23 protein-coding genes are annotated in these 22,978 nt (G+C 74.7%); 12 read left to right on the top strand and 11 right to left on the bottom strand.

What is annotated here, in order from left to right:
* Positions 1-5: 5 nt before the first annotated feature.
* Positions 6-959 carry an AAA family ATPase gene (locus tag PHY01_RS15865; protein WP_141279440.1) on the bottom strand — a complete coding sequence of 318 codons (954 nt, stop codon included), beginning with the start codon at positions 957-959 and terminating at the stop codon, positions 6-8.
* 518 nt (positions 960-1,477) lie between these two features.
* Here PHY01_RS15865 and PHY01_RS15860 point away from each other — a divergent pair.
* Entirely contained in the window at positions 1,478-1,984 is a 507-nt protein-coding gene (locus PHY01_RS15860; protein ID WP_307723974.1) for a LysM peptidoglycan-binding domain-containing protein, read from the top strand.
* Positions 1,985-1,988: 4 nt separating this feature from the next.
* Here PHY01_RS15860 and PHY01_RS15855 read toward each other — a convergent pair whose 3' ends face one another.
* The 5 genes from PHY01_RS15855 to PHY01_RS15835 are packed head-to-tail and all read right to left on the bottom strand — an operon-like array spanning position 1,989 to position 4,151.
* On the bottom strand, positions 1,989-2,414 hold the full coding sequence (locus tag PHY01_RS15855; RefSeq protein ID WP_141279436.1) for a molybdenum cofactor biosynthesis protein MoaE: 426 nt from the start codon (positions 2,412-2,414) through the stop codon (positions 1,989-1,991).
* Positions 2,411-2,884, bottom strand: coding sequence for a MogA/MoaB family molybdenum cofactor biosynthesis protein (locus PHY01_RS15850; protein WP_141279435.1), 474 nt, complete (start codon positions 2,882-2,884; stop codon positions 2,411-2,413). Before PHY01_RS15850 ends, PHY01_RS15855 begins: the two co-directional genes overlap by 4 nt.
* Positions 2,881-3,360: a cyclic pyranopterin monophosphate synthase MoaC gene (gene moaC / locus PHY01_RS15845; protein WP_141279434.1), complete on the bottom strand. Its 480-nt coding sequence runs from the start codon at positions 3,358-3,360 to the stop codon at positions 2,881-2,883. The genes PHY01_RS15850 and moaC overlap by 4 nt, the downstream gene beginning before the upstream one ends.
* A gap of 42 nt (positions 3,361-3,402) precedes the next feature.
* A complete protein-coding gene (locus tag PHY01_RS15840) occupies positions 3,403-3,975 on the bottom strand; it encodes a nucleotidyltransferase family protein (protein ID WP_141279433.1) in 573 nt (190 codons plus the stop codon).
* Positions 3,972-4,151: a hypothetical protein gene (locus PHY01_RS15835; protein WP_141279432.1), complete on the bottom strand. Its 180-nt coding sequence runs from the start codon at positions 4,149-4,151 to the stop codon at positions 3,972-3,974. Before PHY01_RS15835 ends, PHY01_RS15840 begins: the two co-directional genes overlap by 4 nt.
* A 63-nt stretch (positions 4,152-4,214) precedes the next feature.
* Here PHY01_RS15835 and PHY01_RS15830 point away from each other — a divergent pair, with 63 nt between their 5' ends.
* Entirely contained in the window at positions 4,215-6,428 is a 2,214-nt protein-coding gene (locus PHY01_RS15830) for a helicase-associated domain-containing protein (RefSeq protein WP_141279431.1), read from the top strand.
* 7 nt (positions 6,429-6,435) lie between these two features.
* Here the strand turns inward: PHY01_RS15830 and PHY01_RS15825 are convergent, their stop codons facing one another.
* The 4 genes from PHY01_RS15825 to PHY01_RS15810 all read right to left on the bottom strand — a co-directional run bounded on the left by PHY01_RS15825 (position 6,436) and on the right by PHY01_RS15810 (position 12,025).
* Complete coding sequence (locus PHY01_RS15825) at positions 6,436-7,035, bottom strand: GTP-binding protein (RefSeq protein WP_141279430.1); 600 nt, start codon at positions 7,033-7,035, stop codon at positions 6,436-6,438.
* Positions 7,016-7,618: a DUF742 domain-containing protein gene (locus tag PHY01_RS15820; RefSeq protein ID WP_141279429.1), complete on the bottom strand. Its 603-nt coding sequence runs from the start codon at positions 7,616-7,618 to the stop codon at positions 7,016-7,018. The genes PHY01_RS15825 and PHY01_RS15820 overlap by 20 nt, the downstream gene beginning before the upstream one ends.
* A 67-nt stretch (positions 7,619-7,685) precedes the next feature.
* The gene (locus PHY01_RS15815) at positions 7,686-8,108 is read right to left on the bottom strand and encodes a roadblock/LC7 domain-containing protein (RefSeq protein ID WP_141279428.1); all 423 of its coding nucleotides are present in this window, start codon (positions 8,106-8,108) and stop codon (positions 7,686-7,688) included.
* Complete coding sequence (locus PHY01_RS15810) at positions 8,105-12,025, bottom strand: nitrate- and nitrite sensing domain-containing protein (RefSeq protein ID WP_170183831.1); 3,921 nt, start codon at positions 12,023-12,025, stop codon at positions 8,105-8,107. Before PHY01_RS15810 ends, PHY01_RS15815 begins: the two co-directional genes overlap by 4 nt.
* A 433-nt stretch (positions 12,026-12,458) precedes the next feature.
* On the opposite strand from PHY01_RS15810, the gene PHY01_RS15805 reads away from it, so the two are divergent.
* From PHY01_RS15805 to PHY01_RS15760, 10 genes are all read left to right on the top strand, one after another.
* Positions 12,459-14,120 (top strand): DNA repair helicase XPB, encoded by a 1,662-nt coding sequence (locus tag PHY01_RS15805; protein ID WP_141279426.1) that lies wholly within the window; start codon positions 12,459-12,461, stop codon positions 14,118-14,120.
* Between the two features lie 94 nt (positions 14,121-14,214).
* Positions 14,215-14,421, top strand: coding sequence for a hypothetical protein (locus tag PHY01_RS15800; RefSeq protein ID WP_141279425.1), 207 nt, complete (start codon positions 14,215-14,217; stop codon positions 14,419-14,421).
* Positions 14,422-14,482: 61 nt separating this feature from the next.
* Positions 14,483-15,658 (top strand): GAF domain-containing sensor histidine kinase, encoded by a 1,176-nt coding sequence (locus PHY01_RS15795; RefSeq protein WP_141279424.1) that lies wholly within the window; start codon positions 14,483-14,485, stop codon positions 15,656-15,658.
* 14 nt (positions 15,659-15,672) lie between these two features.
* Positions 15,673-16,278 carry a response regulator gene (locus PHY01_RS15790; protein WP_141279495.1) on the top strand — a complete coding sequence of 202 codons (606 nt, stop codon included), beginning with the start codon at positions 15,673-15,675 and terminating at the stop codon, positions 16,276-16,278.
* Between the two features lie 165 nt (positions 16,279-16,443).
* Positions 16,444-17,253, top strand: coding sequence for an ABC transporter ATP-binding protein (locus PHY01_RS15785; protein WP_141279423.1), 810 nt, complete (start codon positions 16,444-16,446; stop codon positions 17,251-17,253).
* Positions 17,250-18,059 carry an ABC transporter ATP-binding protein gene (locus PHY01_RS15780; protein WP_141279422.1) on the top strand — a complete coding sequence of 270 codons (810 nt, stop codon included), beginning with the start codon at positions 17,250-17,252 and terminating at the stop codon, positions 18,057-18,059. The genes PHY01_RS15785 and PHY01_RS15780 overlap by 4 nt, the downstream gene beginning before the upstream one ends.
* Positions 18,056-18,934, top strand: a complete 879-nt coding sequence (locus tag PHY01_RS15775) for a branched-chain amino acid ABC transporter permease (protein WP_141279421.1) — start codon at positions 18,056-18,058, stop codon at positions 18,932-18,934. The genes PHY01_RS15780 and PHY01_RS15775 overlap by 4 nt, the downstream gene beginning before the upstream one ends.
* Positions 18,927-20,132, top strand: coding sequence for a branched-chain amino acid ABC transporter permease (locus PHY01_RS15770; protein WP_246085926.1), 1,206 nt, complete (start codon positions 18,927-18,929; stop codon positions 20,130-20,132). The genes PHY01_RS15775 and PHY01_RS15770 overlap by 8 nt, the downstream gene beginning before the upstream one ends.
* The gene (locus tag PHY01_RS15765; RefSeq protein WP_141279420.1) at positions 20,129-21,403 is read left to right on the top strand and encodes an ABC transporter substrate-binding protein; all 1,275 of its coding nucleotides are present in this window, start codon (positions 20,129-20,131) and stop codon (positions 21,401-21,403) included. Before PHY01_RS15770 ends, PHY01_RS15765 begins: the two co-directional genes overlap by 4 nt.
* A gap of 131 nt (positions 21,404-21,534) precedes the next feature.
* Positions 21,535-21,819, top strand: coding sequence for a PspC domain-containing protein (locus PHY01_RS15760; protein ID WP_141279419.1), 285 nt, complete (start codon positions 21,535-21,537; stop codon positions 21,817-21,819).
* On the opposite strand, the gene PHY01_RS15755 is transcribed toward PHY01_RS15760, so the two are convergent.
* A complete protein-coding gene (locus tag PHY01_RS15755) occupies positions 21,813-22,949 on the bottom strand; it encodes a low temperature requirement protein A (RefSeq protein ID WP_141279418.1) in 1,137 nt (378 codons plus the stop codon). The two genes, PHY01_RS15760 and PHY01_RS15755, sit on opposite strands and share 7 nt — an antisense overlap.
* Positions 22,950-22,978 lie beyond the last annotated feature (29 nt).

Raw genomic sequence — 22,978 nt, 5'->3', positions numbered from 1 at the left:
GCCCGTCAGGAGGCGAGGAGCGTGTCGAGCTGCTTACGGACGCGGTCGGCGTCCTCGCGGTACTTCAGCACGGCGCCGAGCGTGGCCGCCGCGCTGTCGACGTCGAGGTGGGTGGCGCCGACGAGCTGCAGCGCGCGCGCCCAGTCGATGGTCTCGGCCACGCCGGGGGGCTTGAGGAGGTCGGCCTGGCGCAGCGCGCGGACCGCCCCGGCCACCTGCGCGGCCAGCCGCTCGGGCACCCCGGGCAGGCGCGAGTGCAGGATCTCGATCTCGCGCGCCAGGTCGGGGTGGTCGAGCCAGAGGTAGAGGCAGCGGCGCTTGAGGGCGTCGTGCACCTCGCGGGTGCGGTTGGAGGTGAGCACGACCAGCGGCGGGACGGTGGCGCGGACCTCGCCGATCTCCGGGATCGTCACGGCGTGCTCGGTGAGCACCTCCAGCAGGAAGGCCTCGAACTCGTCGTCGGCGCGGTCGATCTCGTCGATGAGCAGGACGCTGGGCGTGGTCTGCAGCGCCTGCAGGATCGGGCGGGCCAGCAGGAAGCGCGGGTCGTAGAGGGAGGCCTCGACGGCCTCGGTGTCGAGCGGGTTCTCCCCGGCCGTGGCCTCCAGCGCGCGCAGGTGCAGCAGCTGGCGCGGGAAGTCCCAGTCGTAGAGGGCCTGGGCGGCGTCGATGCCGTCGTGGCACTGGAGCCGGATCAGCTTCGCGCCGAGCACCTGCGCGAGCGCCTGCGCCAGTGCGGTCTTCCCGGTACCGGGCTCGCCCTCGCAGAAGAGCGGGCGGTTCATCCGCATCGCGAGGAACGTGGCCGTCGCCAGTCCGTCGTCGGCGAGATAACCGGTGGAGCGCAGGGCGGCGGCCAGCGCGGCGGGGGACTCCGCCGGGCCCGCGGGGCTGTCAGTCACCCCTCCAGCATGACGGAACGCGGAGGCGTGGGCCACTGCGGGCGGCGCGCACCACATGCGGTGGGTGCACGGGTGATGACGCTGTGTCCCACCTGCGGTGTGACGCGTTCGGTAATACTTCCACTTTGGGCATAATGGGTTCGCCGTGATCGAGCCGTGATGTTGTGCCCGTGACCAGGCGATATCGACCTATCGCTCCCGTAATGCTGCCGTTACCGTGACGATCGTCACTCCACCGTGGATTGCCTTTTCCGCCGTTCGGGCTCGTAGCGTCGCTGCTCGGCCGTCCCGCCAGGGTCGGTCGGAAATGCATCCGGAACCGTCGCGCCACACCCTGTCCCGCGGCTCCGGTCCGTCGAGATGATCACGGGACAGGGATGAGGGCGCCGTTTCTCCGGCCACTGCACGACGGTGGACGCGAATTCGGCACTGGGCGCGCTCGCGGATCACTCCCTGCCGCGAGCGATCACGTCCTCCGATACGGCGCGAATTGGAGAGCATTGAAAATGACTTCTCGACCTGCATTCAGCACGGGCCGAAGTCTCCTGCGGCTGGCCGTGGCCGGCGCAGTTGTCGTGGGTGCCCCCGTCGCCCTCGCCGGAACCGCCAACGCCGCCCCCGACTCCGACTGGGACCGCCTCGCGCAGTGCGAGAGCGGTGGCAACTGGAGCATCAACACCGGCAACGGCTACTACGGTGGCCTGCAGTTCAGCCCCACCACCTGGCGCGCCTTCGGCGGCACGGGCATGCCGCACCAGGCCAGCCGCAGCCAGCAGATCGCCGTCGCCGAGCGCACGCTGGCCGCCCAGGGCTGGAACGCCTGGCCCGCCTGCTCCCGCAAGCTCGGCCTCAACAGCGCCGCCGAGCCGACCCGCGTGCGCGCCTCCGCGCCCGCCGCCGCCCCGGCCCCCGCCGCGGCGCCCTCGTCGTCGAGCGGTGGGAACTACACCGTCCGGGCGGGTGACACGCTCTCCAAGATCGCCGCGCGCAACGGCACCACCTGGCAGCAGCTGTGGGCCCAGAACGACGACGTGCTCAGCAACCCGAACGTGCTGCGCGTCGGTCAGGTCATCAACGTCTGACCGGTCAGGTCGAGTTGACCCACTCGTCGGACCCGTCGGTGAACGCCTGGTGCTTCCAGACCGGCAGCAGGCGCTTCACCTCCTCGACGAGCTCGGCGCAGGTGTCGAACGCCTCCTTGCGGTGATCGGCGGCGACCGCGCACGCCAGCGCGACCTCGCCGATCCCCAATGGGCCGACCCGGTGGCTCACCGCGATCGCGCGGACGCCGGTGGCCCTGGCCGCCACGTCGGCGGCCACCTGCGCCACGACGGCCCCGGCCGTGGGGTGCGCGCTGTACTCCAGCCCGCGCACCCCGCGGCCGCCGTCGTGGTCGCGCACGACCCCGGCGAACGTGACCACGGCCCCGGCCGCGGCATGGTCGACGAGTGCGGCGTGCTCCGCCACGTCGAGGGGCTCCTCGCCCACCGCGGCACGCAGGACGATCGTCATGTGTGGTCGCCTCCTCTGAGCTGGTCCACGGCGTGGTCGAGCACGCCCGCGAGCACGCCGAGACCGTCGCGAACTCCCCCTGGCGATCCGGGGAGGTTCACGACCAGCGTGCGGCCCGCGACGCCGGTCAGGCCGCGGGAGAGCACGGCCGTGGGCACCATCGGCGCGCCCGCGGCCCGGATCGCGTCGGCGAGCCCGGGCACCTCGTAGTCGAGGACGCCGCGGGTCACCTCCGGGGTGGCGTCGGTCGGTGAGATGCCCGTGCCGCCCGTGGTGATCACGACGTCGACGCCGTCGGCCACCGCGGCGCGCAGCGCCGCGCCGACGGGCTCGCCGTCGGGCACGACCTCGGGGTCGGGCGTCTCGTAGCCGCGCTCGCGCAGCCAGGCGGTGATCAGCGGCCCGCCGCGGTCGGTGTAGACGCCCGCCGCGGCGCGGTTGGACGCCGTCACGACCCGGGCGCGCCTCACGCGCGGTCCTCCGGACGCGTCCAGGTGCCGGTCTTGCCGCCGTCCTTGCGCTCGACGCGCACGTGGTCGAGCACCGCGGCCGGGTCGACCGCCTTGACCATGTCGTGCAGCGCCAGCCCGGCCACCGCGACGGCGGTGAGCGCCTCCATCTCGACCCCCGTGCGGTCGGTGGTGCGCACCGTGGCCCGGATGCGGACCTCGGCCCCGTCGGGGGCGAGGTCGACGACGACGCCGCTGAGCGCGATCGGGTGGCACAGGGGCACCAGGTCCGGTGTGCGCTTGGCGCCCATGATCCCGGCGATGCGGGCGGTGGCCAGCGCGTCGCCCTTGGGCAGCCCGTCGCGGCGCAACAGCTCCACCACCTCCGCGGTGGTGCGCAGCACCCCCGTGGCCACGGCCGTGCGGGCGGTGGCCTCCTTGCCGGTGACGTCGACCATCCGGGCCGCGCCGGCCTCGTCCACGTGCGTCAGCTCCACGCGGCAGACCCTACGGCCCCGGCACGCCGTACGGACCGCGGGTCAGGACCCGGCGAAGCGCGCCAGCGCCTCCGGGGTGTCGACGTCCTCGGGCACCGCGACGTCACCGCACTCCACCAGCTCCACGTCCGGGTGCCCGCCGAGGTAGGCGCGCGCGCCGGCGTCACCGGTGGCGGACGTGGCGACGGCGTCCCAGTGGTCCCGGCCGAGCAGCACGGGATGGGCCGCACGGCCCCCGTAGGCCGCGCGACGCAGCGTGTGCGGGCCGACCGGGTCGGCCACGAGCCGCTCCACCGCGGCCGCGGTGACGCCCGGCAGGTCCACCAGGTGGACGAGCGCGGCGTCGGAGTCGAGCACGGCGAGACCCGCCCGCAGCGACGCCCCCATCCCGGACGCCCAGTCGTCCGCCACGACCGCGCGCACGCCGTCGGGCAGCTGCGCGCGCACCTCGTCGGCCGCGGCGCCCAGAACGACGACCAGGGGCCCGCAACCGCCGTCGGCGAGCACGCGCAGCGCCCGGCGGACCAGCGGCTCGCCGTGCAGCTCGACCAGCGCCTTGGGGCGGCCCATCCGCCGTCCGGCGCCGGCCGCCAGCAGCAGCCCGGCGACCGTCAGCGGTTGATCTCCGTGACGGGATGCACGTAGGGCACCTCGGCCAGCGGGAACTCGACGTCGCCGAAGGGGGACAGCGAGCCCTGCACGGGGCTCGCGAGCTCGGTGACGGGGTGCTCGCCCTCCGGCAGCTCCGGCCAGGTGGGGTCGATGCGTCCTGCGGGGGCGGCCTTCGCCACGGTTCCTCCCGATGTCGGTGGTCGACCGCCAGTATCGCCCATGGCACCGACTACCGTGGACCGGTGCCCACGCCGCTGGTCGACTGGCTGCGCGCCCAGGACGACGACACGCTCGCCCGGCTCCTGGCGCTGCGGCCGGACCTCGGGGTGCCCCCGCCCGCCGACCTCACGGTCCTCGCCACCCGCGCCGCGATCCGGGCCTCGGTCCACCGCGCCTGCGACGAGCTCGACACCGTCACCCTGGCCGTGCTGGAGGCCCTCGCCGTGGCCGACGCCGACACCGCTCCGGTGCCGCGCGCCGAGATCGCCCGACTGCTCGGCCCCGACGTCCCCGCCGCGGTCCTGACCGACGCCCTCGACGCGCTGCGCGCCCGCGCGCTCGCCTGGGGTGCCGACGCCGAGCTGTCCGTCGTCGCGGGGGTCCGGGACGTCGTGCCCCGCCATCCCGGCGGGCTGGGCCGGCCGTCCTCGGGTCCCGCCGGGTCGTCCGCGCTGCCCGAGCTGCTCGCGGGCGTCGACGACGAGGAGCGGCGCGTGCTCGACGCGCTGGCCGCCGGCCCGCCGATCGGGCGCAGCCGGGCGACCGGCGACACCCCCGTCGGGCGCCTGCTCGCGCGGGGTCTGCTGCTGCGCGTCGACCCCGAGACCGTCGAGCTGCCCCGCCAGGTCGGCCTCGCCCTGCGCGGCGACCGCCCGCTGGGCACGGTGGCGACGACCCCGCCCGACATCGGCGCCCGCGACCGCGGGGTCGCCGTCGTCGACGGCACCGCGGCCGGCGCGGCGCTGGGTGTGCTGCGCCAGGTCGAGCTGCTCCTCGCCCTCTGGGGACGGACCCCGCCGCCGGTGCTGCGCTCCGGTGGGCTGGGCGTGCGCGAGCTGCGGCGCGCGGCCCGGGAGATGGACGTCGACGAGCCCACGGCCGCCCTGCTGGTGGAGGTCCTGCTCGCCGCCGACCTGGTCGGGGCCACCGACGGGGTCCCCGCGGAGTTCGTGCCCACCACCGCGGCCGACGTCTGGCTGGCCGGTGGCCCCGAGGTGCGGTGGTCGCTGCTGGCGCGCACCTGGCTGGCGCTGCCGCGCCTGCCCGGGCTGGTCGGCCGCAAGGACGACGCCGGGCGGCCGATCAACGCGCTCGCCGACGCCGTGCGCCGCCCGCTGGCGCCCCGCGACCGTCGTCGGGTCCTCGCGGGGCTCGCCGAGCTCCCGCCCGGTACCGCCCCCGCCTCGCCCGCCGCGCTCGCCGACCTGCTCGCCTGGCGCGCCCCGCGCCGCGGCGGCCGGCTGCGCGACGAGGTCGTCGGCTGGACCGTCACCGAGGGCACCGTGCTCGGTGTGGTCGCCCTCGACGCGCTGTCCACCCCCGGGCGGGCCGTGCTCCAGGACCCGGACCGGATCGTCGCCGCGCTGCGGGCCACGCTGCCCGAGCCGGTCGACCACGTCCTGCTCCAGGCCGACCTCACCGCCGTCGCCCCCGGGCCGCTGGAGCCGGAGCTGGCGCGCGAGCTCGACCTGGTGGCGGAGGTGGAGTCGGCGGGCGGCGCGACGGTGTACCGCTTCACCGAGGCCACCGTGCGCCGTGCGCTCGACGCCGGGCGCAGCGCCGCCGACCTGCACGAGCTGCTGCGGCGTCGCTCCGCCACGCCGGTGCCGCAGGGCCTGACCTATCTCGTCGACGACGTCGCGCGCCGCCACGGCCGGCTGCGGGGCGGCGCGGCCGCGGCGTTCCTGCGCTCCGACGATGAGGTGCTGATCTCCGAGGTGCTGGCCCATCCGGACACCGGCGGGCTCGAGCTGCGCCGCATCGCCCCGACCGTGGTGGTGAGCCCGTTGCCCCTGGTGGAGCTGCTCGACGGGCTGCGCGCGGCCGGGTTCACCCCCGCGGCCGAGGACACCGGCGGCGCCGTGCTCGACCTGGCCGCCCGCGGCCGCCGCACCACCCCGGCCCGGCGCTCACCCGAACGCGGACGCCCCCCGCAGCCCGATCCCGCACAGCTCTCCGCCCTGGTGGCGCGGATGCGGGCGGGCGACGCGCTCACCGGCGTGCGCCGCGGGACGACGAACGGCCGGTCGAGCACGCTGGACACGCTGCGCCGGGCGGCGCAGGAACGCCTCACCGTCTGGCTCGGCTTCGTCGACGGCCACGGCGTGGCCGGGGAGCGCGTGCTGGAGCCGCTCAGCGTCGGTGGCGGGGTCGTCGAGGGCCGCGACCGCGGTGACGGCGGGCTGCACCGCGTGCCGCTGCACCGCATCACCTCGATCGCGCTCGTCGAGGACTGACCGGGGGTCAGTGGGCGCGGGCCGCCATCCGGTGCGCCATCGCGTGCTCGACCAGGGCGATCAGCGCGTTCTTCGTCGACTCCCGGTTGCGGGCGTCGCAGGTGATGATCGGGACGTTCGGGTCGATCGACATCGCCTCCCGCACGTCCTCGATGCGGTGCTGCTGGAGCCCGTCGAAGCAGTTGAGGCCGACGACGTAGGGCAGACCGCGGTCCTCGAAGAAGTCGATGGCCGCGAAGGAGTCGGCCAGCCGCCGGGTGTCGACCAGGACGACGGCACCGATCGCGCCGCGCACCAGGTCGTCCCACATGAACCAGAACCGGTGCTGCCCGGGGGTGCCGAACAGGTAGAGGATCAGCTCCTTGTCCAGCGAGACGCGGCCGAAGTCCATGGCCACCGTGGTGGTGGTCTTGTTCGGGGTGGCGGTGAGGTCGTCGTGACCGGCACTGGCCTCGGTCATCACCGCCTCGGTGGTCAGCGGGACGATCTCGGAGACCGAGCCGACGAACGTGGTCTTACCGACGCCGAATCCCCCGGCCACCACGATCTTGGCCGAGATCGTCGCCGAGGTGGCGATCGTCTGTGGCCTAGAGCCGACGGAGTCCACTCAGAACCCTTTCCATCAGGGCGAGGTCCGGCGCGTTGCCGGCTCTGCTCGCGGTCTGGTGCACGGTGACGACGCCGAGGCCGGCCATGTCACCCAGCAGCACCCGGGCGACGCCCAGTGGCAGGGACAGCAGCGCGGCCACCTCGGCCACCGAGCGGGCGGCCTCGCAGAGCTCCGCGACGGCGCGGTGCTCGACCTGCAGGAGGCCCATCTGGTCACGGCCGCGCTGGCTGGTGGAGACGAGGGTCTCGATGCCCAGGTCGAAGCCGGACTTCGTACGTCCGCGGGTCCAGGCGTAGGGCCGGACGGCCGCCGCGCCTCCTCCAGAGCCGAACTGGTCGGCGTCGGTGACCTGCATGTCGATCGGTCCGGTCAGCGGGCCGGGTGCGACCGGTTCGACGACCGGGCGCGCGACGGGCGCGGCCGAGCTCGGCTCCGGGGCCTGCTCGGGCGTCTCGTCGCGGCGGCGCCCCCACCTGCGACGGCGCGAGGGACGCGCGCTGTCGAAGCTGAAGCCGTTCATGACGTCGGCGAAAGTCGGCTCCGAGGGTTGCCGGCGCTCGTCGTCGGGACCGGAGGTCATCGGACTTCACCTGCCTTCTTCTACCGGACGTTGCTGCTGTGGTCGGACTCTGCGGGACGGGTCGGTCTCAGGGCCCGAAGGAGCCCTGCAGCTCGGCCCGAAGCTCGGGGGTCAACAGCTGGCCGACGCGGTCGACCAGCAGGGTCATCTCGTATCCGATCAGTCCGATGTCACAGCTCGGTGACGCCAGCACGGCCAGGCACGACCCGTCGCTGATGGACATCAGCAGGACGATGCCACGATCCATCTCCACGACCGTCTGCACCACGCCGCCCGCGTCGAAACAGCGTGCGGCGCCCTGGGTGAGGCTGACCAGGCCGGACGCCACCGCGGCCAGCTGGTCGGCACGGTCGCGGGGCAGCCGGTCGGAGCTGGTGAGCAGCAGTCCGTCGGCGGACACCACGATGGCGTGCGCGACGCCGGGGACCCGCTCGGCGAAGTTCGTGACCAGCCATCCGAACCGGCTCGGCTGGGTCTGTGACGCTGTCACTGTCGCTCCTCGTCGTGGTTCCCGCCCGCGTGGGCGGACTCGGTGGCACCGTTCGCGACATCGCCGCGGTACCTGCTCTCGCGCCCCTGACGGACACCTTGCTGGTAGCTGGCCAGCCGGCCGCGCACGCTCTCCGCGCTGCGCGCGGAGGAGACGGACGGGGCCAGCACCGCCGATCCGGCACTGCCGGGCACGAGGCGCGCCCGCGGGCGCCGCTTCGGCAGCCCGGCCGAGGTGACCTCGTCGGGACGGTCGGCGGTGGGGGCGGCGTTGTCGGCGGCCCGCCAGCCTTCGTCGGCGGGGCTGGAGAACGCGCTCGGCTCCGGGCGGGCCGACATCGCCGGGGCCGGCATCGGGGCCGCGGTCGGCTCCGGTGCCGGTGCGCCCACGGGGGGAGCGACCGGCGCGGACCGGGGCGGCATCGGGGCCGGCTGGTGGGGGGCCTGCGGCCGCGCCACGGTCGGCGGCTGGGCGACCGGCGGCTGCACGGCCGCGGGCTGCGGGTCCGCGGGCTGCGGGTCCGCGGGCTGCGGGTACGGCTGCTGGGACACCGGCTGCTGCGGCATCGACGGCTGGGACTCCGACGGCTGGGACACCTGGCCCGGCTGCGCGGTGCGCTGCTGCGGGCCCGGCTGGACCGCGGGCGGCACCGGCCGGGCCGAGGGGCCGGGGCGCGTGGACGGGGCCGGCGGCGGCATCGCCGCGGGCTGGCGCGGGCGGGAGTCCGCCGCGGGCCCGGCCGAACGGGCCTCGGCCTCCCAGTCGACCGGGAGCGGCCGGTTGGAGCGGAACCATGCCGACGCGATCTCCTCGAAGATCGGGGTCGTCTCGCCCAGCTCGAACCCGCTGCCCTCGGGCCGCCCCGCGGCGGCCGGTTCGGGGGTGACCGTCTCCGGTGCGGGCGCGACCTCGGCGCCGGCCGGTGTCGCCGGGGCGAACAGCCCGTCGGACACGGCCGTGGACGGCTCCGCGGCCGGGACGGCCGGGATCGGGGCCGTCGCCGGCGCCGGCTGCTCGCCCGCAGCGGGACGCCCGGGGGAGGGCCGGCGCTGCGGCAGGGAGGACGGGGCCGCCTGGTCCGTGGCGGGCGGCTCGGCTGCGGGAAGGTCGGCTGCGGGAAGGTCGGCGGCGTCGCCGTCGGGGTGCGACACGCGGCCGTTGACCGCGCCCGGACGACCGGCCGGGTCGTGCGGCGGGCCGCCGCGCGGCCACGGATCGCGCGCCATCGCCCCGGTCGCGGCGGCGGACCCGTCGTGCTCCGAGGCGGGCGGGGCCTCGGGAGAGCCGTCGTCGGAGCGGTCGGGAGCCGCGGTGGCGGCCGCACCGGCCGCGACACCGGCGACCGCGGCGCCGGCCGCGAGGCCGGGTCCGCGCTCGTCGTCGGAGTGGCCCTCGGCGTCCGCGGTCGTGCCGGACACCTCGTCGTCGGGCTCGCCCGCGAGGACGTGCCGGGCGCGCCCGGTCTCGGCGGGGGAGGGCTCCCGCGGCGCCACGACCGGGTAGGCGGTGGTGGCGGTGTCGTCGGGGGTGCCGGGCGCGTCGTCCTCGTCGTGCCCGGACCCGTCGCCGGCCGGCCCGGAGGTGCCGGTGTCGAGGTCGTCGGGGTCGACGGGGTCGACGGGGTCGGCGGGGTCGGCGGGGCCGGTCCGGGCCTGCGCGGCCCGCTCGGCCGCGGCCCGCTCGGCGGCGAGCTGGTCCTGGCGGGCCTGCTCGGCCACGGACGGCGGACCGTCCGGGTTCAGCGACGAGCCGGGACGCCGGGTGGGCAGCGACGGGGTGGCGGCGGAGCCGTTGACCGGCGGGTACCCGCCGGGTCCGGGGTCGAAGGCCGAGGCCGGCGTGGCCGGGCCGTCGGTGCCGGCGACCAGCGACGACAGCGAGCCGGGGCGGCCGTTGCTGCCACCGCGCTGCGGGGGCACGTCGAACGCCGACGGGCCCGAGGCGCCCGGGGTGAGCGCCGGGACCGACCGGGCGGGCTCGCGCTCGGTGGTGGGCACCAGCTGGGCGGGCACCGTGACCGAGGCCGTGAGACCGGTGCCCGCGCCGCCCGTCGAGGACGTGCTGAGCTGCACCTGGATGTTGTGGCGGGTGCCGAGGCGGCCGACCACGAACAGGCCCATGCGCCGCGAGGCGGACACGTCGACCGCCGAGGGGCCGCCGAGGCGCTGGTTGGCGTCGGCGAGCTCGAAGTCGACCATGCCGACGCCGCGGTCGGCGATCTCGACCAGGATGTCGCCCTCCGCCGTGCGGGTGGTGCTCATGACGACCTGGGAGTCGGGCGGGGAGAAGTTGGTGGCGTTGTCGAGCAGCTCGGCCAGCAGGTGGACGAGGTCGCTCGCGGCGCGCCCGACGATCGAGGTGGTGGGCGGGGCCTGCACCACGATCCGCTGGTACTGCTCGATCTCCGACACCGCCGCGCGCAGGACGTCGACCATCGGGACCGGCGCGATGTTGCGCTTGGCGAGGTCGGTGCCCGCGAGGACCAGCAGGTTCTCCGAGTTGCGCCGCATGCGGGTGGCGAGGTGGTCGAGCTGGAACAGGTTCGACAGCTGGTCGGGGTCCTGCTCGTTGCTCTCCAGCTGCTCGATGAGCTGCAGCTGCCGCTCGACCAGCGCCTGGCTGCGGCGGGAGAGGTTGACGAACATCGAGCTGACGTTGGTCTGCAGGGCGGCCTGGTCGGCGGCGAGGCGGACGGCCTGCCCGTGCACCGCGTCGAACGCGCGGGCCACCTGGCCCACCTCGTCGCGGGTGTTCAGCGGGACCGGGTCGACGGTGACGTCGGGCGTGTCGCCCGCGCGCATGCTCTCGACGGCCTGCGGCAGGCGCCGCTCCGCGACGTCGAGGGCGGCGGTGCGCAGCACGCGCAGCGACCGGACCAGCGCCCGGGCGACCAGGATCGCGATCGTGATGCCGACCAGCAGGCCGAGCATCAGGATCACCGAGTTGATGCCGGCCAGGTTGCTGGCCCGCTCCTCGGCCGCGGTGCTCAGGGCCACCGTCTCGTCGCCGATCAGGCCGGCGGAGTTCTGCACCGCGGTGAGCGCGGTGGTGTACGCGGCGTCCCACTGGGCCGGGTCGACCACGACCGGCCGCTCCTCGGGGGTGGCGAGGATGGCGTCGCGGACGGCGATGCGCTGGGCGTTGGCGTCGGCGCCGTCGAAGGTGCCGAACCGCGCGAGCTGCTCCGGGGTGAGCGCGACCTGATAGGCGCCGTACGCCGTGGCCAGGCGGATGTCGGCCGCGCCGCTGGCCTCGACGTCGGTCGGGAGGAGCTGCCCCGCGCGGATCGCCGCACCGAGCACGGTGTGCTGGACGGCGAGCTGCTCGCGGGCCGCGGTCGCGGCGGTGAGGGCGTCGGCGAGACCGGCGACGTCGGGCGTGCGCAGCTGCCGGAGCAGGGCCCGCTCCAGGCCGTCGACCTGGGCGATCACGGCGGAGTAGCGCTGCACGATCGGGTCGGCGACGGTGTCGGGCCCGGTCGCGACGTCGCCGCGCAGCGCGGTGAGCCCGGCGAGCGCGTCCTGCGTGGCGGCGAGTGCGGTGCGGGTGGTGGTGTCGAAGTCCTCCGCACCCGCGACGGCGTCGACGGCCTGCTGCACGTCGGCGTCGGTCTGGCCGACCCCGACGTCGAGGACGCCGCGGTCCTCGCCACGGCCGCCCGCGACGAACAGCGCCGCCTCGTCGCGCTCCTGGCGCAGCGAGTCGGCCGCGGTGGAGACCTGGCCGCGGATCTCCAGCAGGCGGTTGCTCGTGCCCAGCGTCGCCGCGTCGCCCGCCTGGTCGGCGATGCGCAGCACGCCCAGCGTGAGCGCGAGCAGCGCGGGCACCAGCCCGATGGCGATGAGCTTCCACGCCAGGGACCAGTTACGCGGGTTCAGCCGCTCGGACCACGGGGCCCCGAGCTCGGTGGTGGTCACGTCAACGTCCCCCTGAGGATTGCCGGCGACGATCCGACGAACCTTGGCACGCCGAGGTGCCCGACGGCGAGACCGAGGGAGCCGAAACGCTCTCCAGCGGCGGTGGGTGGCCGCCGGTCGGGTCGGGGGAGCGGTGTTCCTGGCTTCGGGTCGGGCATGCGCGCCTTCTGTCGTGGGCGGGCCGCCGGGTCGTCGGCATCCGCGTCGTTCCGTGCACCCGGGCCGGCGCGACACGCGGCCCCCTGGGGCAGGGCCACGGCCGCTCGGAGCGGGTATGATCGTCGAGGGACTCGTGCGTTCTCGCAGATGGTGCGCGCCGAGCATAGCCCAACCCCGGCGTCACCCCCGCCGTCGTGGCGGCCGCCGGTCGACGACCGGGCGCCGCTCACCGAGACGCCGGTCACAACCCCGCCCGCCCGGAGGCACACCCACCGTGACCGATGGTCCGCTCATCGTCCAGTCCGACAAGACGCTCCTGCTCGAGATCGACCACCCCGACGCCGCGGCCGCCCGCATCGCGATCGCCCCGTTCGCCGAGCTCGAGCGCGCGCCCGAGCACGTGCACACCTACCGGGTCACCCCGCTCGCGCTGTGGAACGCCCGCGCGGCCGGGCACGACGCCGAGCAGGTCGTCGACGCGCTGGTGCGCTTCTCCCGCTACGCGGTGCCGCAGCCGCTGCTCGTCGACGTGGTAGACACGATGGGGCGCTACGGGCGGCTGCAGCTGACCCAGTCGCCCGTCCACGGTCTGGTGCTCGTCGCGCTGGACCGGGCGGTGCTGGAGGAGGTCCTCCGGCAGAAGAAGATCGCCCCGCTGCTGGGTGCCCGCGTCGACGACGACACGGTCGTCGTGCACCCCTCCGAGCGCGGGCACCTCAAGCAGGCGCTGCTCAAGATCGGCTGGCCTGCCGAGGACCTCGCGGGCTACGTCGACGGCGAGGCGCACCCCGTCTCGCTGGCCGAGGACGGCTGGACGCTGCGCGACTACCAGCGCCAGGCCGTCGAGGGGTTCTGGGCGGGCGGATCCGGGGTGGTCGTGCTCCCCTGCGGGGCGGGTAAGACGCTCGTCGGCGCGGCAGCGATGGCGCAGGCGCAGGCCACGACCCTGATCCTGGTGACCAACACGGTCTCGGGGCGGCAGTGGAAGCGCGAGCTCGTCGCGCGCACGAGCCTCACCGAGGACGAGATCGGCGAGTACTCGGGGGAGCGCAAGGAGATCCGCCCGGTCACCATCGCCACCTACCAGGTGATCACCCGCAAGACCAAGGGCGAGTACCGCCACCTGGAGCTGTTCGACTCCCGCGACTGGGGCCTGGTCGTCTACGACGAGGTGCACCTGCTGCCCGCCCCGGTCTTCCGGATGACGGCCGACCTGCAGTCCCGCCGCCGCCTGGGGCTCACCGCCACGCTGGTGCGCGAGGACGGCCGCGAGGGCGACGTGTTCTCCCTGATCGGGCCCAAGCGCTACGACGCCCCGTGGCGCGACATCGAGGCGCAGGGCTGGATCGCCCCCGCCGACTGCGTCGAGGTCCGCGTCACCCTCACCGACGCCGAGCGCATGTCCTACGCCGTCGCCGAGGCCGAGGAGCGCTACCGGATGGCGTCCACGGCGCACACCAAGCTCGCGGTCGTGAAGTCGATCATCGAGCGCCACCCCGGCGAGCCGACCCTGGTCATCGGGGCCTACCTCGACCAGCTCGACGAGCTCGGCGAGACCCTCGACGCCCCGGTCATCCAGGGCTCCACCCGCAACAAGGAGCGGGAGGCGCTGTTCCAGCGGTTCCGGCAGGGCGAGATCCCGGTGCTGGTCGTGAGCAAGGTCGCGAACTTCTCCATCGACCTGCCCGAGGCCAGCGTCGCGATCCAGGTGTCGGGCACGTTCGGGTCGCGGCAGGAGGAGGCCCAGCGGCTCGGGCGGCTGCTGCGGCCCAAGGGCGACGGGCGGCAGGCCCACTTCTACTCCGTGGTCTCCCGCGACACGCTCGACACCGACTACGCCGCCCACCGGCAGCGCTTCCTCGCCGAGCAGGGCTACGCCTACCGCATCGTCGACGCCGACGACCTGCTCGGCCCCGCGATTCCGGACGTCGGATGATCCGGCGTAACGGTACCTTTCGGGTGGCCGGACGTGCACGGAACGGAGTCGAGGGTGACACTCGGGACGGATTCGGGAGCGGGGTGACACGGCCGTGGCTTGGTGGATCGTCGTCGCGATCGCCGCGTGGTGCGTCGTCGCCGTCGTCGTCGGTCTCGTCGTCGGCCGGGCGGTCCGCCTCCGGGAACGCCAGGTGCCCCGACCGCCGGACCGGGCCCCGGCCGCCGAGCCCGTCCGGCCCCCGTCGCCCGCGCCGGGCCTGACGCCCGTCGACGGCGACCGGGAGTCGCCCGCCGGCTGACCGTGCGGGCCTCTGCATGCGGGTGTGTCGCGCGGGGGTCCCGGTGTGCGATCGTCCGCGGATGCCCTCGAGCGACCGAGCCGCCGAGCGGGCCCGCGAGCAGGAGCACGCGCTCAACGCGCTCCTCGCCGAACGCGACGGCCTGCTCTCCGTGCTCGACCGGGTGCTCGCCCTGCGCGGCACCGCCAGCCTGATCCGGGACGCCGCGGGCGCCGACGCCGGTTTCGTCGCCGACCTCGACGGGCCGGCGCAGGCCGTGATCCGCTGGATCGCCGGCAACCGCACCGACTCGCTCCAGGACCTCGCGGTACCGGTCGGGCAGGGCGTGGGCGGGCGGGTGCTCGCCGTCGGGCAGCCGGTGCGGGTCAGCGACTACGTCACCTCCTCGAGCATCACCCACCACTTCGACGGGATGGTGCGCCGCGAGGCGATGTCGGCGATGCTCGCGGTGCCGGTGCTGGCCGAGCGCGACGGCCGGGTCGAGACCGTCGCCGTCGCCTACGCGGCGCTGCGCGGTCCCGGCGAGTTCGGCGACGACGCGGTGGGGGCCGTGCAGGCGGTGGCCCGCGAGGCGGCGCGCGCGCTGCGCCTGGCCGACCGCGCCGAGGCGGGGCGGTCCACCGCGGTCGCCGCGGAACGCCAGCGGATGCAGGCCTCGCTGCACGACTCCGTCGGCGCGATGCTGTTCTCGATCGGCGCGCAGGTCCGCGACCTGCGCACGACGGTGCCCGACAACCCGGTCCTGAGCACCCGGCTGGGGCGGCTGGAGTCCGACGTGTCCGCGGCGTCGCTCGCGCTGCGCGAGTCGCTGCTGGCGCTGGCCGAGTCCAGCCCGGAGCGGGCGCTGCCGGTGGAGCTGGCCGAGCACTGCCGCAGCTTCGAGGCCCGCACCGGCGTCCCGGCGCGGCTGGTGCAGCTGGGCGAGGTCGAGCCGCTCGACGCCGAGCGCACCGCCCTGCTGATCGGCGCGGTCCGCGAGGGGCTGCTCAACGCCGAGAAGCACGCGGGAGCGGCGACGGTCGTCGTCAGCCTGGGGATGGTCGACGGCGGCGTGCAGGTGGCGGTGGCCGACGACGGGTCGCCGGCCGACGGCGGCGCGGCCGACCCGGCCGACGGCTCGGGGCTGGGCATCCGGATGCTGGTGGAGCGGGCGGCGCGACTGGACGGACGGGTCAGCCTCGTCCACGACGAGGACGGCGGGACGACGTTGCGGATGCTGTTGCCGGTGCCCCGGTGAGCCCGTCGCGGGTGATGGTCGTCGACGACCATCCCGTGGTGCGTGACGGGGTGGCGCTGCTGCTGCGCGGCGAGCCGTCGCTGGTGGTGGTCGGGGCCGCGGAGAGCGGGCGCACGGCGCTCGAGCGGGCCCCCGGCCTGCGGCCCGATCTCGTCCTGCTGGACCTGCGGCTGCCCGACATGCTGGCCCCCGAGGTGGTCGCCGGGCTGCGGACGGGCTGCCCGCAGGCGAAGGTCGTGGTGTTCACCGCCCACGGCGACCACCACGGCGTCCAGGCGGCACTCGACGCGGGCGCGCACGGGGCACTGCTCAAGGACGCCGCCGCCACCGACCTGGTGGCTGCGCTGCGTCGCGTACTGCGCGGCGAACGGGTGTCGGATCCACGAATGGTGCCCGGTACGGCGGGCAACCAGGCGGCCCTGGCCCGTAGCGGCCTCACCCGGCGTGAGTACGAGGTCCTGCGCCTCGCCGCGCAGGGCCGCACCAACCCCGAGATCGCCGAGTCCACCGGCCTGGCCCGCAACACCGTGAAGACCTACCTGCAGTCGGCCCTGCACAAACTGGGCGCCCGCAACCGCGTCGAGGCCATCGGGAAGGCCAGCGAGGCGGGCCTGCTCTGACGCCCCGGTCGTCGATCGTGACTCTCCGGAGGTAACGGACGGTCATCTTTCCCGCCTCCCTCTCCACGTGGGGGTGCCTGAAGGGTGGTCCGGAACACACGATGGCCCCGCTACTCCGTCCGGGGGTGGTGGGCAAGGGGGCCGAGACGTGGTTCGGGAACGACCGTGCTGAGCGCGCGAGGGCTGTCCGTCCGTTACGGGCGATCGGTGGAGGCGCTGTCCGGCGTCGACCTGGAGGTACCCGCCGACGGCGTGCTGGCGGTGCTCGGCGGCAACGGAGCGGGCAAGTCGACGCTGCTGAGGGCCGTGTCGGGCACGCTGCCGCTGCACCGCGGCGCGGTGTCCGCCGGGGAGATCGTGTTCGACGGCGAGCGGATCGACCGGCTCGATCCGGCGCTGATCGTGCGGGCCGGTGTCGTCGCCGTGCCGGAGGGCCGGCAGGTGTTCGCCCGCATGACCGTGGAGGAGAACCTGCGCGCCGGGGGCCTCGGGGCCCGCTCGGCGGAGGCCAGGAGCTCGGCCCGCGAGCGCATCGAGCGGCTGTTCCCGGTGCTCACCGAGCGCGCGGGCCAGCGGGCCGGGCTGCTCTCCGGTGGTGAGCAGCAGATGCTCGCGATCGGGCGGGCGCTGATGTCGGACCCGCGGCTGCTGCTGCTCGACGAGCCCTCCCTGGGGCTCGCGCCGCAGATGGTCGGCCGGATCGCCCGGGTGATCCGGGAGATCCACGAGCAGGGCACCGCGGTCGTACTCGTCGAGCAGAACGCGACGATGGCGTTGCAGGTCGCCGACCACGCCGTGGTGCTCGAGGTGGGCCGCGTCGCGCTGTCCGGCCCGGCCGCCGAGCTCGCCGCCAGCGACGACGTGCAGCGCCTCTACCTGGGCGGCCACGCCGAGTCGCAGGCGCAGGCCGAGTCGGAGGAGGCGGAGGCGCGGGCGCACCGCTCGACCCGCACGCTGTCGAGGTGGACGGGATGACCGCCGCCGCCTCCGTCGAGCTCCGGGAGGGCGTCCGCCCCCTGACCGTCGACGACGTGACGCTGCGCTTCGGCGGCATCACCGCGCTCGACCACGTCAGCTTCACCGTCGAGCCCGGCACCGTGCACGCCCTGATCGGGCCCAACGGAGCGGGCAAGTCCAGCTGCTTCAACGTCATCAGCGGGCTCTACCGGCCCACCGAGGGCCGGGTCCGGCTCGGCGACGACGTGCTGACCTCGCTCGCGCCGCACCGGCTCGCCGCGATGGGCATCGGACGGTCCTTCCAGAACATCGCGCTGTCGCCCGGCTCGACCGTCCGCGACAACGTGATGCTCGGGCGCCACGTCCTCACCCGGGGCGGGTTCCTCTCCGGCGGGCTCGGGCTCGGCCGGCGCACCGAGCGCCGCCACATCGCCCGGGTCGAGGAGATCTGCGCCTTCCTCGGTGTGGCCGACCGGCTCGACGTGCCGGTGGCCGCCCTGCCCTACGGCGTGGCGAAGCGGGTCGACATCGCCCGCGCGCTCGCCGTCGAACCCACCCTGCTGCTGCTCGACGAGCCCGCGGCCGGCCTGAACGCCACCGAGACCGCCGAGATGGCGGTGACGATCAGCGACCTGCGCGACGCGCTGGGCATCTCCGTCCTGCTCGTCGAGCACGACATGGGCCTGGTCATGGGCATCGCCGACCGCGTCACCGTCCTGGACTTCGGGAAGCGGATCGCCGACGGCCTGCCCGCCGAGGTCCAGTCCGACCCCGATGTCATCCGCGCCTACCTGGGCACCGAGGCCGAGGAGGCCGCGGAATGAACACCTTCCTGCAACTGCTGGTCAACGGCCTGGGCAAGGGCGCGGTCTACGCGCTCCTCGCGCTCGGGTTCGTGATCATCTTCAAGGCGACGGAGGTGGTGAACTTCGCGCACGGCTCGCTCGTGCTGATCGGCGGCTACCTGGTCTACGAGCTCAAGGACGCCCTCGGCTGGGCGGGAGCCGCGGTCGTCGGCATCGTGGCGGCGGCACTGTCCGCGCTGGCCATCGAGCGGCTGCTGCTGCGCAACGCGACCAGTGCCGACCACAACAGCCTCGCGCTGCTCACCATCGGTATCGACGTGATCATCACCGAGGAGGTCGTGCGCCGGGTCGGTGCCGACATCCCGTTCATCGGCGACCCCTACGACTCGCAGCCCATCCGGATCGGCGACCTCACGATCTTCCGCACCCAGGCGATCGCGCTGGTCGTCGGCGCGGTGCTGATCACGGCGTTCCTGCTGGCGTTCCGCTACTCCAACTGGGGCGTCGCGATGCGCGCGCAGGCCGAGAACCGGGAGGCCGCGGCGCTGATGGGCATCCGCAGCTCCCGGGTGACGGCCACTGCGTGGCTGGTGGCCGGCGCTCTCGCGGGCGTCGCGGTGCTGTTCATGGCCACGCAGGACTTCTCCGGCGCCGGTCTGGGCCGAGGCACCCACGCGATCGCCCTGATCGCATTCCCCGCCGCGATCCTCGGCGGGCTGGACTCGACGGAGGGCGCCGTCGTCGGCGGGCTGGTCGTCGGGCTCACCGAGGCGCTGTCGGCGCAGTACATCTCCTTCGAGTTCTCCAAGAGCGCGGTCTTCCTGGTGATGCTGGTGGTGCTGGTGATCAGACCGAGCGGCTTGTTCGGCACGAAGGAGCTCAGTCGTGTCTGAGACGATGACCCCGCCCGCCGCACCCGCGACGGCCCCGCCCGCCCCCACGGCCGGGGCCGGGCGCAACTGGCTCAAGATCGCCGCCGCCGCGGCCCTGATCGTCGTGCTCCTGCTGCTGCCGGTGCTCGTCGGCAACGGGGGCGTGGCCTACCTCAAGCTCGCGCAGTACATCCTCATCGGCGCCGTCGGCGGGATCGGGCTGACGCTGCTGGTCGGGCAGGCCGGGCAGCTCTCGCTGGCCCACCCGTTCTTCCTGCTCGTCGGCGCCGTCGGCTACGCGGTGCTGGCCGGAGACCCGGAGGAGTCCGCGGACCTCGTCGGGCTCGGGCTCCCGCCGCTGGTCGCCGTCATCGGGGCGATCGTGCTCTGCGGACTGGTCGGGCTGGCGTTCGCGCCGGTGGCCGGGCGCCTGCGCGGCATCTACCTGGGCGTCGCGTCGCTGTCGCTGGTGTTCCTCGGGCTGTGGCTGGGCCAGTCGCTCGACATGTTCTCCGGCGGCACCTCCAGCGGCCGCAACGCGCCGGTGTTCGAGCTGTTCGGCTTCGAGTTCGCCAACTCCCAGCCCGCCCCGACCATCGCCGGCGTCGCGATCCAGAAGCAGCAGCGCCTGTGGTACCTGTTCCTGGCGTTCGCGCTGATGAGCTACTTCCTCGCCCGCGGCGCGGTCAACAGCCGGATCGGCCGGTCGTGGCGCGCGGTGCGCGACAACGAGGCCGCCGCCACCTCCATGGGGGTGAACGTCACCCGGGTGAAGGCCGGGGCGTTCGTCATCTCCTCGGCGTTCGCCGGGCTCGCGGGCGTCATGACGGCGCTGTGGCTCGACCTCGTCAAGCCCGACGAGAACGAGTTCACCGGCACCTACTCGTTGACGGTCGCGATCGCGTTCCTGGCCGTCGTGATCATCGGCGGTCTCGGGTCCGTACCGGGTGCCGTCGTCGGCGCGACGATCGTGTTCGGCCTGCAGCAGTTCTTCCTGCTCGGCTCCCAGCAGTTCGGCTGGTTCGCCGACGCGCAGTTCGGCGGGTTCAGCGCCGTGGTCGTGAGCGCGTTCGTCTACGGCGCCGCGATCGTGCTGGTGATCCTGTTCGAACCCGGCGGCATCGCCGCCATCGGCAGGCGGCTGACCAGCCGCCGCTCCCCAGATGCCCGGTCCGCCAATGGTGGCGACCGGACCACCCCCCGAGAGGATCGAACATGATCGCAGCGCGTAGAGCCGGGCGGTCGGCGCTGATCGCCGGCGCCCTTACCAGCACGCTCGTGCTCGCCGCGTGCGGCAGCACGGCGGACACGGCCGGCGGCACCGCGGGCGCCGGTGGCGTCATCACCGACGTCGGCGTCACCGACACCACGATCACGCTCGGGATCATGGGTGACACCAGCGGCGTGTTCAAGAACCTGGGCGCGGGCCTCAACGCCGGCAACCAGCTGTGGGCCGACGACGTCAACGCGGCCGGCGGCATCTGCGGCCGCCAGATCGAGATCGAGGTCGTCGACCACGGCTACAAGGCCGACGTGGCGAAGACGCTGTACCCGCAGCTCGAGCCGAACGTGCTCGGCATGGTCCAGCTGCTGGGCTCGCCGGTGCTCGCCGCACTGGAGCCCAACCTCATCGAGGACAACATGCTCGCCGCCCCGGCGTCGTGGAGCTCCGAGGTGCTCGACAACCCGGGCATCATGATGATCGGCACGACCTACGACCTGGAGATCATCAACGGTCTGGCCTACCTGCAGCAGCAGGGCCTGCTGGCCGACGGCGACACCATCGGCCACATCTACATCGACGGCGAGTACGGCGGCAACGGCCTCAAGGGGTCGCAGTACTACGCCCAGCAGCACGGGCTGACGATCAACGAGGCCAAGGTGACCTCCACCGACAACGACCTCACCGGCATCGTCACCGGCATGCGGGGCGCGGGCGTCAAGGTCATCGTCCTGACCACGACCCCCGGCCAGACGGCCTCGGCGCTGGCCGCCAACCAGGCGCTCGGGCTCAACGTCCCGGTCCTGGGCAACAACCCGACGTTCGACCCGGCGCTGCTGGAGACCCCGGCCGCGGGTGCGCTGGGCAACCTGTACGTGTCGGCGTCCAACGCGCCGTTCTCCTCGCCGAACCCGAAGGCCGTCGAGGTGACCACCCGCTACAAGGAGGCCTACCCGGACTCCCCGCTCAACGCGGGCGTCACCACGGGCTACACCGAGGGCGTCGTGTGGCAGAACGTGCTCGAGGCGGCGTGCGAGGCCGGTGACCTCAGCCGGGCCGGCGTCAAGACCGCGCTGACCACGCTGACCGAGGTCGACTCCGAGGGCCTGGTCGACGTGCTCGACTACAGCTCGCCGGGCGCGCCGCCCACCCGCGGTGTCTACATCGCGCAGGTCGACGCGACGGCCGAGGGCGGCCTCCGCGAGGTCGCGCCGCTGTTCACCTCGCCCGAGGGGGAGTCCTACGTGGCCCCCTTCCAGGAGAGCTGATCCACCGCACGGCCTGACCCGCAGCACCGACGGACCCCGGGGGACCACCCCGGGGTCCGTCGGTGTGTCCGGGGTCGGGATCAGGGGGTTCCCGGAGGTCGGGGCGTCGCGGCGTCGCCATGCTGGGAGCCATGGAACAGCACACCGACACCACCACCCCCGACACCACCGCCCCCGATGCCACCACCCACGCCGTCCCCGTCGCCCCGGCCGGCCGCGGACCCGCGGTCCGGCTCGTCCGCAGCCGCACCGACCGCATGATCGCCGGCGTCTGCGGCGGGATCGCCGAGGCCTACGGCCTCGACCCGGCGCTGGTGCGCCTGATCGTCGTGCTGCTCACCGTGTTCGGTGCGGGCTCGGGCGCCATCGCCTACGTCGCCGCGTGGATCCTGATGCCGGACGCGCCCGGTCAGTGACCGGCGACGGCCGGAGCCCGTGGCGCCCGGCGGGTCTCGTGGCCCAGCAGCGCCACGAGGACGGCGGCCGGCACCACCAGTGCACCGATCGCCGGCAGCATCGACGCCGGCGGGATCAGGGCCACCAGCACCCCGGCCGCGACGACCCGCCCCCACGCCGGCCGGTCCGCCACCGCGCGGGTGAACCCGGCGTGGGCGAGCAGGAACAGCGCCACGCCCCCGAACAGGGCGACGAGCGGGAGCCCGCGCAGCGGGTCGGCGAGGGTGTAGTCGGCGTCGCCCGCGACGCGCCCGAGCGCCCTCTCGAGCCCCAGCGACATCACGACGATCCCGATGACCGTCGGGAGGTGCAGGGAGGGGCGGCCGTCGCGGGCGCTCTCGAGGTGCACCCACCACAGCGCGGCCGCGACGACCAGTGCGAGGACCGACGCCGCGATGATCGGCCAGCTGACGGGCTTCTGGGCGATGCCGATGCCGATGGCCACGAGCGACCCGCCGAGCGCCAGGGTGACGAGCTGCCCGTGCCGCTCGGCGACGCGTGCCGTCGGGGCGGGCCGCCGGCCGGTGCCGGCGAGCCTCGCGCCGACGAGGTCGCCGGCGGCGGCCGCCACCCACAGCCAGGTCTGCAGCGCGCCGCCGGCCTGCGAGGCGGCCAGCAGCAGCGCCGCCCCGACCGCCGCCGACGGGACGAGCCGCACGACCTGACCGCGCAGCACCGGGTCGTCCGCGCTGTCCAGCCAGGACACGACGATGTGCAGCGCGCGCACCACGACGTAGCAGGCGGCGAACACGACCGGGCCGGACAGGCCGCCCGGCATGTCGTCGAAGGACTCGGGGACCGTGATCGCGGCGACGAAGAGCGCACCCGTCGCGGCGAACACCGCCAGCCGGATCACGGCGTCGTCGGCCCGCCCCACGTCGGCCGGCCCCGCGAACCCGACCCGGCACCACCACAGCACGGTGACGACCAGCGCCCCGTGCAGCAGCCCCACCGCCGACGTGTCGTCGGCCATCAGGCCGGTGACCTGGGTCAGCGCGAAGACGAACACGATGTCGAAGAACAGCGCGAGGGTCGTGACGCCGTGCGCGCCGTCGCGGGCCTCCAGCCGGGCCCGCCGGGGTGTCGCCATGGCCGAGATCGTGCACCACGCCGACGCGG

Origin of the sequence: Pseudonocardia hydrocarbonoxydans (assembly GCF_006539565.1) — a bacterium.
In the GTDB taxonomy this organism is placed as follows: Bacteria; Actinomycetota; Actinomycetes; order Mycobacteriales; family Pseudonocardiaceae; genus Pseudonocardia; species Pseudonocardia hydrocarbonoxydans.
Note: the sequence above shows the minus strand (reverse complement) of the source record. Positions and strands in the feature narration are given on the sequence as shown.